The sequence below is a fragment of the Paraburkholderia sp. MM5384-R2 genome, assembly GCF_014201025.1.
GTDB classification, from domain to species: Bacteria; Pseudomonadota; Gammaproteobacteria; order Burkholderiales; family Burkholderiaceae; genus Paraburkholderia; species Paraburkholderia tuberum.
On the sequence record NZ_JACHDI010000005.1, the window covers coordinates 274,359 to 286,681 of the forward strand.

14 protein-coding genes and 1 pseudogene are annotated in these 12,323 nt (G+C 63.5%); 7 read left to right on the forward strand and 8 right to left on the reverse strand.

Annotation, left to right across the window (positions count from 1 at the left end; translation table 11 throughout):
- Positions 1-27: 27 nt before the first annotated feature.
- Together HDG37_RS11695 and HDG37_RS11700 are read right to left on the reverse strand one after the other, a co-directional pair.
- Positions 28-324, reverse strand: coding sequence for a hypothetical protein (locus tag HDG37_RS11695; protein WP_184047237.1), 297 nt, complete (start codon positions 322-324; stop codon positions 28-30).
- An 87-nt stretch (positions 325-411) separates the two neighbouring features.
- On the reverse strand, positions 412-723 hold the full coding sequence (locus HDG37_RS11700; protein ID WP_184047240.1) for a hypothetical protein: 312 nt from the start codon (positions 721-723) through the stop codon (positions 412-414).
- Between the two features lie 299 nt (positions 724-1,022).
- Between HDG37_RS11700 and HDG37_RS11705 the strand changes: the two genes are divergently transcribed.
- Complete coding sequence (locus tag HDG37_RS11705; protein ID WP_184047243.1) at positions 1,023-1,529, forward strand: PRC-barrel domain-containing protein; 507 nt, start codon at positions 1,023-1,025, stop codon at positions 1,527-1,529.
- Between the two features lie 62 nt (positions 1,530-1,591).
- Positions 1,592-2,005, forward strand: coding sequence for a DUF3175 domain-containing protein (locus tag HDG37_RS11710; RefSeq protein ID WP_184047246.1), 414 nt, complete (start codon positions 1,592-1,594; stop codon positions 2,003-2,005).
- Positions 2,006-2,043: 38 nt separating this feature from the next.
- On the opposite strand, the gene HDG37_RS11715 is transcribed toward HDG37_RS11710, so the two are convergent.
- From HDG37_RS11715 to HDG37_RS11730, 4 genes are all read right to left on the reverse strand, one after another.
- Positions 2,044-4,809, reverse strand: a complete 2,766-nt coding sequence (locus HDG37_RS11715) for a LuxR C-terminal-related transcriptional regulator (RefSeq protein ID WP_184047249.1) — start codon at positions 4,807-4,809, stop codon at positions 2,044-2,046.
- A 159-nt stretch (positions 4,810-4,968) separates the two neighbouring features.
- On the reverse strand, positions 4,969-5,754 hold the full coding sequence (locus HDG37_RS11720; protein ID WP_184047252.1) for a response regulator transcription factor: 786 nt from the start codon (positions 5,752-5,754) through the stop codon (positions 4,969-4,971).
- Positions 5,714-6,034: a hypothetical protein gene (locus HDG37_RS11725; protein ID WP_184047254.1), complete on the reverse strand. Its 321-nt coding sequence runs from the start codon at positions 6,032-6,034 to the stop codon at positions 5,714-5,716. Before HDG37_RS11725 ends, HDG37_RS11720 begins: the two co-directional genes overlap by 41 nt.
- 9 nt (positions 6,035-6,043) lie before the next feature.
- Positions 6,044-6,457, reverse strand: a complete 414-nt coding sequence (locus HDG37_RS11730; protein ID WP_409260064.1) for a YadA-like family protein — start codon at positions 6,455-6,457, stop codon at positions 6,044-6,046.
- Here HDG37_RS11730 and HDG37_RS40020 point away from each other — a divergent pair.
- The 3 genes and pseudogenes from HDG37_RS40020 (at position 6,434) to HDG37_RS11745 (ending at position 7,977) form a co-directional block, all read left to right on the forward strand.
- Positions 6,434-6,790, forward strand: a complete 357-nt coding sequence (locus tag HDG37_RS40020; protein WP_311541215.1) for a hypothetical protein — start codon at positions 6,434-6,436, stop codon at positions 6,788-6,790. The two genes, HDG37_RS11730 and HDG37_RS40020, sit on opposite strands and share 24 nt — an antisense overlap.
- Positions 6,791-6,906: 116 nt before the next feature.
- A pseudogene (locus tag HDG37_RS11740) lies at positions 6,907-7,330 on the forward strand (PLP-dependent aminotransferase family protein); the annotation flags it as partial.
- 74 nt (positions 7,331-7,404) lie between these two features.
- Entirely contained in the window at positions 7,405-7,977 is a 573-nt protein-coding gene (locus tag HDG37_RS11745; RefSeq protein ID WP_184047257.1) for an aromatic acid exporter family protein, read from the forward strand.
- Between the two features lie 25 nt (positions 7,978-8,002).
- On the opposite strand, the gene HDG37_RS11750 is transcribed toward HDG37_RS11745, so the two are convergent.
- Positions 8,003-8,983 carry an AraC family transcriptional regulator gene (locus HDG37_RS11750; RefSeq protein ID WP_184047260.1) on the reverse strand — a complete coding sequence of 327 codons (981 nt, stop codon included), beginning with the start codon at positions 8,981-8,983 and terminating at the stop codon, positions 8,003-8,005.
- A 117-nt stretch (positions 8,984-9,100) separates the two neighbouring features.
- On the opposite strand from HDG37_RS11750, the gene HDG37_RS11755 reads away from it, so the two are divergent.
- Positions 9,101-9,442 (forward strand): carboxymuconolactone decarboxylase family protein, encoded by a 342-nt coding sequence (locus HDG37_RS11755; RefSeq protein WP_184009880.1) that lies wholly within the window; start codon positions 9,101-9,103, stop codon positions 9,440-9,442.
- Positions 9,443-9,583: 141 nt separating this feature from the next.
- Here the strand turns inward: HDG37_RS11755 and HDG37_RS11760 are convergent, their stop codons facing one another.
- Positions 9,584-11,080 (reverse strand): carbohydrate porin, encoded by a 1,497-nt coding sequence (locus tag HDG37_RS11760; RefSeq protein WP_184047262.1) that lies wholly within the window; start codon positions 11,078-11,080, stop codon positions 9,584-9,586.
- Positions 11,081-12,134: 1,054 nt separating this feature from the next.
- On the opposite strand from HDG37_RS11760, the gene HDG37_RS11765 reads away from it, so the two are divergent.
- The gene (locus tag HDG37_RS11765) at positions 12,135-12,275 is read left to right on the forward strand and encodes a hypothetical protein (protein ID WP_184009884.1); all 141 of its coding nucleotides are present in this window, start codon (positions 12,135-12,137) and stop codon (positions 12,273-12,275) included.
- The last annotated feature ends 48 nt before the right edge of the window (positions 12,276-12,323 follow it).

Here is a 12,323-nt window from a genome sequence, read left to right on the forward strand (position 1 = left end):
CGGGCTCAGCGCCGAATCGACCCCGGCTCAAACGTCTTCCTCGAACGCCGCCATCACGAGCCAAACGTCGCGTTCGCCGTCGCGTATCTCCGCCGCCAGCGCATAGGCATCGTTTGGCGAACATACGCGCGCGAGCGTGTCATGCGCGACTTCACCGTTGTCGAACACACGCTCCGTCAACGGCCGCACTTCCTGCTTGCCTTCGAACATCGGCTGTTGCCGACGATACACGAGCGTCTCGGCCTTCCAGTTGCTGAAGCACTCGCGAACATGCGCGAAGTTCCCGCCGCAGATGTTCGCCTGATAATGAATTTTCTTGGTCATGATTTTCTCCCTCGATGGGGAGCGCGATACCGCCGGCGCGTTACGATGAACGCACAGGTGCATGGCCGCGCCCGCATCGATCCAGCGTTACTGTCCGTTCGTATCGCTGCTGGCATTGGCGCCGGGCGTGTTCGTCGTATCGGTCATCGGCTTGTTTGCCTTCGACTTCTTGTGATGATGTTTCATCGACGAAGTTGATCCCATGGTGCTGCCCGTGACATTCGACGCGGGCTCGTTGCCCGCCGTCGGCGCCGCGGTCGCCGCGCCATGCGCGTTGCCGCCGCCGGTGCCGCTATTGCCGTTACCGCCGCCCGCCTGCGCGAACGCGGCGCCCGACGCGACGGCGCCCGACGCGACCACACATGCCGCGAACAGCCATGCCTTCGGATACTTGCTCATCTGGGTTCTCCCTGAAGTAAAAGGACGGGTGCGATCCTTCGGTTCCCGGCTGCCATCACTGAGAGTCGAGCAAGGCCTATGCCGCGCGATGCAGTCGTCGCATGCGCGCATCGCGCTTTGCTGATCAGCGCTTGCGTCGGCACTGACGAAATAATTGCAAACACGCTCGCATCCTTTACGCACGCGGTGCCTCGTCGCGCGGATGCGCCGCGCGCCACGGCGTAACGGCGCCGCATGGCTAGATGGAACGGCCGTTGCTAAACGCCTCGGTACATTCACCCCTTCAAAAGGAGCCCATCATGGTGATGCAGACCCAGACACAAGGTGCGAACATCGTCGGTAAAGGCGCCGCGACCGCGGAAGGCCCAGGTCCGGATGTAATGGCCGCGGCTACGCTCGACGGCAACAAGGTTATCAGCAGCGACGGCGAGCACATCGGCAAGATCAAGGACATCATGCTCGACGTGCGTTCGGGCCGCGTCGCTTATGCGGTGCTGTCGAGCGGCGGTTTTCTCGGCATCGGCGACAAGCTGCTCGCGGTTCCGTGGCGTGCGCTGACACTCGATACGCAGGAAAAATGCTTCGTGCTGAACATGGTGGCCGAGCGCGTGAAGAACGCACCGGGATTTGATAAGGATCACTGGCCATCGATGGCGGATCAGACGTGGGCCACCACCGTGCATCAGTACTACGGCAGCGAACCGTACTGGGGCCGCGACGTCTATACGAGGCGCGACGACCTCGGCGTCGATGACATTCCCGCGGGTTCGTCGGATGCGCCCGAGGCCGGTGGCGTGAAGCTCTGATCGCCAAATCGACCATTTTCGACGCGTGGCGAGTCCGACATTCCCCTTCAGGAGACCACACAATGGCGACCCGAAAGACCAGCAGCAAATCGAAACGCCCTGTGTCTCGTGGCAAGTCGGGACGGCCACCGCGTCAGCGCCACGCGCAGGCGCACGCCGCGCATCGCGCTAAAACCGCGAAGTCGAGCGGCGCATCCGGCGCGAAGAGATGGTCGCATCACGTAATGGAAACGAGCGACGCGATGGACATCCAGAAGGATATTTTCAAAACCGGCAGCGCGGAGTCCATCGCGCAATCGTTGAAGCACTCGTCGACGGCGAGCCGTCGACGCAAGGGCTCGCCGTTTCAATCGGCGATGTCGATGCTCAATTTCTACATCAATCGAGCGGGCCGAAACCTGCCGAAGGAGCGGCGCGATACGTTGCAGCGGGCCAAGCGCAAGCTGCGCGAAGCGTTTGGACGCGAGCCGCGGTGAGGTGACCGGATGACGGCGCCATCACGCGGCACGGCGCTTCAGTCGGCTCCAGGCTGAATGCCGAAGGCACTCTGCACGGCCTCGTACCGCGAATTGACGTTCAGTTTTTCGAACACGTTCTTCATGTGCCATTTGACCGTCTCGGGTGCCAGATTCAATGATCGTCCGATTTCCTTGTTGGACAGCCCGCGAGCGACGTAGCCCAGTATTTCGAGTTCTCGCGCGCTCAGTGTGCCCGGCGTTATCTTCGTGTCGGCATAGCTCGACGAAGAAGATGGCGTGTTATCCGCCTCGTCGAAAGCCGACAGCACCGTGCCGATATACGTGGCGTGCCCGGTCGCGATTTCCGATGGCGTGCGGCGAAAGCGTTCCAGTAACGCACGCATCGGCGGCCCCTCGTCCACGAAGCTATTGATCATCCCCATCGCGCCGCCGATCCGCAGCGCGTTTCCCAGCGCGGCGAACGCCTGTTCCGAAGCACCGTTCTGCTCATGCGCGAGAGAAAGCAGCAGCGAAACGACGGCCTCGGCATAGCGCCAGCCCAGTGCAACCAGATTGTCGAGTGAGCGCGAGAGAAAACCGACCGCGTCGCCGGCGGCATTTTCAGCGAGCAGAACGCGGGCTTGCAGCACGCAGTAGCTTGCCCACGTTTCCATCGCCGAGCCCCTTCGCCCTTCGCACATCATCGGTACACTCGCGCTCAGTTCGTCGGTGACCTGTCGCGCCTCGACCACCCTACCGTCGGCAAGCAGCTGTCTGACGGTTTCCGCATCGCACGCGAGCTTCAGACGCAACCATCGACGGGTTATCGCGAGCTGTCGACCGTCCTCGAGAACGGCGAGCGCCGGCCCTTTTTTGCCATCCCGCCACAGCAGGCGCGACGCGGTAAGCATATAGCGCATCAATGCGGCGAGCGGCGAAGTCTCCAGCGCGATGGTCATGCGACCGTCGATCAACTTGCGCGCCTTGGACAGCTCGTTACACTCGTAGTAAATCGACGCAAGGCAACCGGCTACCGCGGCCGCGCCCGCCGACCACTCTCCTAGCTTGTCTTCGGAGTACCGCATCGCGACCTCCATCACCCGCCTCGCATCGGGAAGTTCGCCGTGTATCAGCGCGGCGATGCCGTACACCGCGTCGCGCAACATATCCGCGCTGTTCGGTTTCCGGCTGAGTCCCACCTGATCGACCCGCGCTCTCCATACGCGGGAGATGTAGGCGAACTGCCCTCTATACATCAAGCCGAAAATCTCCGCGCTTTGCCCGTAATGGCGTACCCACGGTTCCGCAGGCGCCGTCGATGCCTCAACGGCACGCCCGAGTTCCAGCGCATGTTCGCTGTCGTCGTTCACGCAAGCGATCACCGCGTGGATCGCGTTGATCTCCGCCCATGCGACCTCGTCGGCTACCGACCGATCATCACGGGCCATTCGTTCGAACTCGTCGGCAATCTCGCCGATCTCCTTCGACGCGCGCGCGGTCTCAAGCGACATCGCGAGAGCCCAGGCTTTCACCAGACGCAAGCGCAGCCGACCCGCGATCACGTCCGGCGGCAGTTTGCGAATCCAGCCCGGCAGCCTGAACGGGTCGCCGCGTTGGAGCATCTCTATCGCACAGTTTTCGGCCCACTGCGCCGCCTGCCCGATGTCGCCCGCAGCCAGCGCATGTCGCACGGCTTCTCGCCACAGGCGAGCCCGCGCGAACCACAGGCTGGCCCGGCGATGCAGCAACGGAACCTGTCGTGGCGTCTGACGCATGAGACGGCGGCGAAGCGCATCGCTCAGCAATGCGTGATAGCGATACCAGTTCTGCGTCTCATCGAGCGGCCGGATGAACACGTTATGCCGCTCGAGCCAGTCCAGCTTTTCTCCGCTTTGGCCCTCCCCGCCCATGACATCGTCGCACAGCGTCGCCGTAAGCCGCTCGAGAATCGACGTGTAAAGCAAAAACGTCAGCATGGGCGGCGGCAAATGCGCAAACACCGTATCGTTCAGGTAGCGATCGATGCCGAAGCGGGAACCGGCGAGATGACTGGCAAGCGCGGCCACGTCATCGATCCGGTTCAGTCCGAGCGAAGCCAGTTGCAACCCGGCCACCCAGCCTTCGGTCGCGCTGTTCAACAACTCGACGCTGTTGCGGTTGAGCAGCGCGTTACCGGTGTGGTCGAAAAACGCCTGAGCATCGTCGAGCGAAAAGCGCAGATCGTCGACATTCACACGCGAAAGTTTGTCGGGCGAGCGCAGCCCGCTCAGCGACAGCGCCGGTTCGCCGCGCGCGCCGAGCAGCACGTGCAGGTTGTCGGGCGCGTAGCGCAGCAGGCGCGACACGATCGCGAGAACGGGTTTCGCGCTCAGACGGTCGACGTCGTCGAGCACCAGGAAAACACCGCGGCCGTATGCGGCGATGCCATTGAGCAGCACTGAAATGACCGTTCTGACCGGCGTGTGTGCATCGTTATCGAGAAGTTGCTGTGCCTGCCACGCGATCTCCTTCGACGCGCGACAAAGCGCCGCCACCAGATAGGCCCCGAGTTGCTGCGGATCGTCGTCTTCTCCATCGAGACTGAGCCACGCAACGGGACGCTTCTTTCTCGTTTGCGCTTCGCTCCACGCGGCAAGCAAGGTCGTTTTGCCGAAACCCGCGGGCGCGGTCACGAGCGTAATGTGACGCGGACGTCGTTCATCGAGTCGCCGGAGCAATCCCGGCCGTTGCACGCAACCCGCGGGAAGACGCGGCGGCATCATCTTGGTCTGGATCAGCGACACGATCCATTCACGCTCGAAACTATCAGCGGTCGTATTCATGAGGTGTCCTCTCACCGGCTATCCGTGAGAGGCATGGAGGGTCGTTGTGAATTTGCTTTCAAGATACGCCGAACCGTATGACGACTCAATGAGGAGCCGCGCAACGAGGCGCGACCAGCGCAATCCGCTTCAGGTCGCTCATGGCCTCGTGTCGGATCGCTAGCGGAGATCGCTTTGCGCGCCCTGCTCGGACGTGTCCTTCTCCGCGACAGCGTCTTCCGGCTCGGTGCTCGCCGGCGCTTGCGCTTCCGCGCTGCCAGCATCGGCCTCGTCGAGGCGGTAGCCGTGCGTATAGACGGTCGTCAATCGCACGCCGTTGTCCGGATGCAGGGCCAGCTTGCGTCGCAGCCGGTAGATATGCGTGTCGATCGTGCGCGACGTACTATCCAGCTCGCGGCCCCACGCAAGCTTCGCCAGAAGCCGCTTGGAAACGACCCGTCCGACGTTCGCGAAGAAATAGGCCGCCACGTCGAATTCCTTTTCCGTCAACAAGATCGATTCGCCGTGCAGAAAAACACTGCGCTGCGTGACGTCGAATACATACGGCCCAACCGCGATTGCACTTTCCACCTTGATGCTGCGTCGTGTGCGACGCAACAGCGCGCCTACCCGTGTCCCCAGCTCTTTGGCCCGGAACGGCTTGACGACGTAGTCATCCGCGCCGGCGTCCAGCGCCTGCACGATGTCGACTTCCAGAAGCCGGCTGGTCACGAACAGCACCGCGGGTTCGCGGCCTAGGTGACGGCGTATCCAGTACAGCACCTCGAAGCCGCTCATGCCCGGCAATTCCCAGTCGAGCACCACGAGATCGACCTCGTTGGCCTGAAGAAAACTGATTGCGTCCTTGCCCCGCTCGACCTTGTTTATTCGATGCCCGGATTGCCCGATTTCCCTTTCGACCGAATCAGCTTGCGCGGGATCGCTTTCCACCAACAGGATATTCATCTATCACCTTTTTTCTTTCGCCCTGGCGACTTGAAGACCGGCCCGCTCGACAGATGCGGCGAAAGACATTTGCATCTGGAATTCCACTCACACGAGCAACCAGTTCAAACAGGACGAAAAAGCCAACATAAAAAATCGCATACGGCACCAGGTCGGCGTGAGCGGCCAGCGGCGCCGGCCCCGTATGCCTTGTGAATTTCGAGAAGAAAGATAGAGCCAGTCGCTTTTCAAATCCCCCCCCTTTGAGAGGGGGGATGGTGTTTTCGAAGGGGGGGTTCATATTGCACGATCACCCCCCCTTATCAGTGATTCGATCTGGCGCGCGAGTATCCGGCCGCGCGTCGGCGGCGGTAATGGATCGGGATCGTCGCGGACATACAGCCGGTTTCCCCGTCGCGCTCGTACCGACGCCGCCCTTGACCTTCAGGTTGGCGGTCATGCGCGCGGAAAAGCCGATTGCAACGGCCGTGTAGCCCTTGTAGTTGCCCGAGCCGATTCCAACCGAGAGGGTCTTGCCGGGGTCGACGTCCGGGATCATCGTCAACGCGGTCGCGCCGGCGCTGCCTGAATAGGCCTGGCGCGCCACCGCGTCCCCCCCCTGCTGAACCGAGTCCAACTGCTGCATGTTGACCGCCTCGGTCGGACTGACGCCCGGCGCGACGTTCGAGATCGTCCGTTCGTGACCGAGCGAGCCGATCGACACCGAGTTCGCGCCGCCGAGCGTGACTTTCGTGTGGGATGGGTCGTCGTACTGGACCGCGTCGCCGAGGCCGGTGGACAGGGAAGCGAGGCTGCTGTTGGTCGTGCTCAGCGCGGTGGAAAGCGACGTTACGTCGCTTTGTGCGTGCTGATGTCAGTTGAGGTCGAAGTCGACAACGAAGTCGATTGCCTAAAATTGACGGCATCGGTCGGGCGCACGCCCGCGCCGCGCATCACGACGACCTTGCCCGGTTGCACGCGGCCGTCCTTGATGGCCGCGATCGCCTCGTCGGATGTCGAGAAGCGGATCGCCTCGCCGGTGAACGCGCGCTGCTGACAGCCGGCCCGGTCTGAACAACGCTCACACCCCACTGCCGCCCACGGTCCGCTGACTCTTCCTCTGCCCCTGCTGTACCTCGAACAGCGTATAAGGCGGCTTGATCAGATCCCCATGCGGCAGAAGCCGTGCGAACGACCGCATGGATGCCTGCGCCGCTGTCGACGCTGATCGCGACGCGCTGGATCGAGGACGGCACCGCGCAGACGATCCTCGACGCGCAGCGCGCCGAGTTGCGCGCGCCAGGAGATCGCGCGCGAACTATTGCCCGCCGAGCATCTGAAGAGCGACCCCGCATGCATGTTCGTGTGGTTGCGCGTGCCGCCGCCGTGGCGCTCGGACGACTTCGCGGCAAACGCGCTCGCGCGCGGGGTCAACACGATGCCCGCATCCGCGTTCGCGGTCGATCGCTCGACGGTCGAGCACGGCGTGCGCATCAACCTCGCGTGCGCCGAGTCGCGCGAGCAGTTGACGCGTGGCCTGCAGATTCTCGCGCACGCGCTACGCGACCGGCCGCGCGCGCCGTTCGGCACGATCTAGCTAGCAGTGGAAGCGTGAAGCCGAGCCGCTAGAATACGGCACACTCCCCTCCCCGCCGAGCGCGCCTTCATCCGATGACTCCGTCCGACGATTCAAGCCCTTCCTCGCGCACGCACGCCGCCGATGCGCTGTTCGCTTTCCTGAAGACCCTGCCGCTCGGCGACCGCTTGATCGAGGGCGGCTTCATGGCCGTGCAGGCCGTGGCGGGCGCGAGTCTCGCGTTCGGCATCGGTCGCGCGCTGCACACCGAGCAGGCGTTCTGGGCCGCGATCACCGCGATCGCGGTGAGCCAGCATAGTTATATCGACACCCGCAAGCTGTCGCGCGACCAGTTCATCGGTGCGATGGTCGGCGGTATTTGCGGGCTGATCGGCACGCTCGCGGGCGGCGGCCATTTTGCCGCGTACGCGGCAACCGTGGCGGTCGCGATCCTGATCTGCTGGGTCGTCAACGTCGGCAGCGCAGCGCGCCTCGGCGGCATCACCGCGACGATCATGCTGCTGGTGCCAGGCATCGGCACGGCGTGGGACAAGGCCTTTCTGCGGCTTGCCGAAGTGACGCTCGGCACGGTCTGCGCGCTCGTGGTCGCGCGACTGATGGCGTCGTTCGAAAGGCGCGTGTTCAGCAAGGGCGGACCGCCCAGATAGAATCGCCCACGCGTTGAGTCTTTAGTCACTCATCCAGAGCATCGTCCGTTGGTGTGCGGCGCCGGTAACGTCCCGGCGTCACACCGACGCTTTGCGCGAACGCCTTGCCGAACGCCGCCTCCGATTGATAGCCGACCGCCTCGCCGATGTCCGCCGCGCTGCGTTGTGTGCGCAACAGCAGATCGCTGGCGATCGCCATGCGGATCTGCGTCAGAAAATCCATCACGGTCACGCCCGCGCGCTCGTTGAAGTGGCGCGCGTAGGTCGCGCGCGACATCGCCGCGCGCTCGCCGAGTTCAGAGATCGTCCATGCGCGTTCGGGCGCGTCGAGCATGGCCTGCACCGATGCGCCGAGGCGTGCGTCCGTCAGCAACGCGAGCATCCCGGTGCCGTTCGCATTGCGCTCGCCGTGCACGCGCAGTGCCATCGCGAACAGCGCGTGGCTCAAGGCCGTCACGATCGCGAGCGCGCCCGGCTGACGCCGCTGCGCTTCGCCGCGCATCAGAGTGATCACCGCCTGCAACGCATCGAGCGTTTGCGCATCCCCGAGCGATACGTGCAGCGGATCGGGCAGCACATTGAGCAGCAACGCCGATGAGCCAGGTGCATAGACGAAGCGGCCGCACAGCAGATCGACGCCGTCATGAATCGCGCCGTCGTTGGGCGCGTGCGCGGCCGTGGCAGTGGTTTCGTGGCCATCGTTGCGCCGCACCGGCAGCATGCCGTCATGCCCGAGCGTCAACGGCAGGCCACCCGCCGAGCGCTTTACGTCGCGCATGCGATGCGCGGCGCCACGCGGAAACAGCATGAAATCGCCGGCCTGCAATTCGAGCGGCTCGCCGGCGGCGGTCTCGATCACACAGCTGCCGTCGAGCACCAGATGAAACGGCGCGACGCCCGCCTCCAGCGGCGCGTGATCGATGTCGAATGCGCCTGATAGCAGGCAGCGAAGATCGAGACTCGCTTGCGGCCGGGCAAGGTCGATCAGGCGACTGAGCGTGTCCATGAGACGAGCGCGCTAAAAGTTGAGTCGAATCAGTATTCAGGATATCGCGACGCGGCGCAATACTTTGTCCCACGACGCCGGCAACCGCCGGCGCGCAACGGACCAAGGAGCACTGCCATGTTGAACTGGATCGATTACCGCAAGGAACTGTTCGGCCGTATCGGCGAAATGTCGAAGCTCGCGCCCGAAAGCGTGAAGGCGTATCAGGCGATGTCGAGCGCCGGTCAGAAGACCGATCTGCTCGGCGCGAAAACGCGCGAGCTGATTGCGCTCGCGGTAGCGGTCAGCCTGCGCTGTGACGGCTGTATCACGGTCCATACGGCCGAGGCGCTGAAGCACGGCGCGACCCGCGAGGAAATCGCCGAAGCGCTCGGCGTCGCGATGGCGATCAACGCGGGCGCGACGCTGGTGTACTCGGCGCGCACGCTGGACGCGGTCGCCGCGCATACGCAGGGGTAAGCGAGGTTGATGATGAGACGCAGCGATCGCCAAGTCATCGTCCGTCCTTACGTGCCGCATCGACCGATCATGTCCGGCGATGCGGCGCGCGGCCGTTGTTGCAGCGATCGATCAAACGCCTACCCGCCTGGTGACCGTTCCTCAGAACTGAATCGTCGTGCGCAAACCGAGAACCGCTTCGTTCTTGATGCGCTGGGACGAATCGGCCGGGTGCGGAATTCCGCCGCCCGGCCGCCAGAAGTACTGGAAGTCCGCTTGCAGCATCCACCACGGCACGACCTGATACTGATAGGTGGCTTCGAGCATCGTCTCCGCGCTGCGCGCCGGATAGCCCGGCGTGTACAGCGCCTGCGCGCTCGCGAGATCCTGCGCGTGCGAGCCGATCTTCGCATAGGCGAGCGCGAGCCCGACCACGTCGTTGTCGCGCCCCTTGAACGGCGCCTTGAGCGTCACGCCCGCGTTCACGCCGAGATCGACCAGATTGCGATCGCCCGGCGCACCCATGATGCGCGCGAACACACCGAGCGACCGCGGACTGTCGGAACCCGCGCGCCACACCATCTGATCGGCGACCGCGTAGAAGCTGTAGTTGCCGCGATGACTCGTCGGCACGCCGTTGCTCGCCGGATTCGCTAGTGACACGCCGCTCGTGTCGAAACCCTGACCCGCGAAGTGGTTGCTGTTGTACCAGAAGCCGAGCTTGTAGGTGCCCGGCAGGCCGGCCGGCTTCGGATCGGACGCATTCGCCGACGGCTGGTTGATCGCGTACTGCAGTTCGCCGATCACGAGCACGCCGTTGCCGAGATTGAAGTTCGTTCCGCTCGCGTTGAGCTTTTGCGGATCGCCGACGCCTGGCGCCGGATTGCCGTCGAATACGCCGCCCAGCACGGTTACTCCGTTCGCGAACGACGCCCGCGCCCTCACGCCGAGCGACGACAGCGGATAGGCCGGGCCGCCCGCCGGCAGATCGACGGACGGCAGCACTGGCCAACCGAACGTCGCGTTCATGAAGGTGGCCGCGTACTGGCTGACCATGAACTCCTGATCGAGACTCTGCTGACCGATCTTCACGTCGACGTTGCCGAGCGACTGCTGATACCACAGTTCCCACAGACGGGTCGCGGCGTCGGCTTCGATGCCGCTCGCGGTTTGCAGCGTTTGCAGATTTCTGGCGGTCAGGCTCGTGCCGTGAATCTGCAGACCGGACACGTTGAAAGTGCCGCCTGGCAATCCAAACGCCTTTTGCGTATCGACGACGAGTCCGAACTCGGTCAAGCCTTGATAAGCACCGCCGCGATTCGTTCCGCCCGAGAGGTTGCCCATGTACTCGCCGGTCTCCTGCAGATTGAAAGTCACACCGTAGTTGCCGAGCCACGGACGCAAACCGCCCATGTCGCCGAGCAGGTTCGAGCGCTCCCACAATGCCGTGGGCGCGGCGACGCTCTGATCGGCGGGCGCCGCATTGTCCGTGGCGCCGGGAGCCGGTGCGGCCGGAGCGGTCGATGGCGCCGCTTGCGTCGGCGCGGCTTCGCCGGGTGTCTGCGCGAACGCGCAAGGAACGAGGCCGAGAGAAAGAACCGCGCTCGCGGCGATGGCACCGCCGGAGCTCTGCGGTCTGCGCTTGTAGATATTTTCCATCACGTCTCTGGGGTTGAAGTTATAGCCGGATCGCTCCGTTGTCGTTCGCACGCAGGTGGCAAACGTGTGTTCAATTCATTCCCGGCATGCAAGCTTGCGCGAGCCAGCGACGTTACCGTGACGCACTCCGGCGCACAACGAGCGCAATGCGAAAGCGCAACCGCCTCTACAAGCAGAGGTTGCAGACGACGGTCAGAAAAGAGGAAGCGTGCTACGGAAAACCGGCAGCAAAGGCCGGTCAGAATTGAAGCGCGCTAACCCGAATGGGGCGAGTTAGCGGCGAAGGAGTGAACCTGCGGCGACTATCTCGCGGTTGTGTTGCCGGCGCTGGCCGGCATCGGACTTCCACTGCCTGAACATGCGTCCATGGGTGACTCCTTCGATACGTTGGGGCGAATTGTATCGACGTTGCCCGAAAAAGCGCAATTAAAAAACGCATAAAGACAACGTCGGGTTCTCGGGGCCGCACGCAATGATTCTCGAACTCGTTGCGCAAGCCTTCGCCGATAAATGTTGGCTCTGCTTACAGAATCTGGTTGACTCCGGCTTTTTACCGCGTCTAGAATTCGCCCGTCTTCTCAAATGGGGCTGATGCCTTGGACACCTGCAGTAGTCGATCTTCGAACAGTTTCACTGCCTGACCGGCAGAACGTCCGCGCCCCTTCCCCGCGCCGCCGTTCCGCCAGCAGGCAGAACGGTGCGCGCCGTAGCAAATCTTCTTCGTGCACCTCGATCATGAGCGCCATGTGGACGCGGCCTTCGCTCGTCCGCACTGGCACGCCCTCGCAAGCCTTCGGGTTTGCGGCCGAAGCTCGCCGATACCCGCGCCTGGTCGCGGGTTCTGGCGAGGCCGGTAAAACCACGCTGCGTGCCTGAGCGCAGTTCAACCCGACGAGGAGCCCCATGCCCGACAGTGACAGTTGTTGTTTATGCCCCTTCCCTTCAGCCTTAGAAGGAAAGCAGCTAGCAACCTGACGCCGCGCCAAGCGTGCGACGTTGGACCGTCTGCCCGCTTTCCGCTTGCCGCGTCACATACGACGCGCGGAGAAACGTCATGTATTTCGCTCTGCTTTTGCCGCATCTGCCCTATCGCAACGAGTCGCGCGCTCACTACGAGTCGCTTCTGTCGCTCGATCCGGTCCAATCGAATCGGCTTGTCACGCTGTGGCGCCGAATCGGGTCGCTGCTCTCTTAAGTCCTGCCAGGTTTCTGTCACGAATCAACGCCATTATCGAAAGATTGT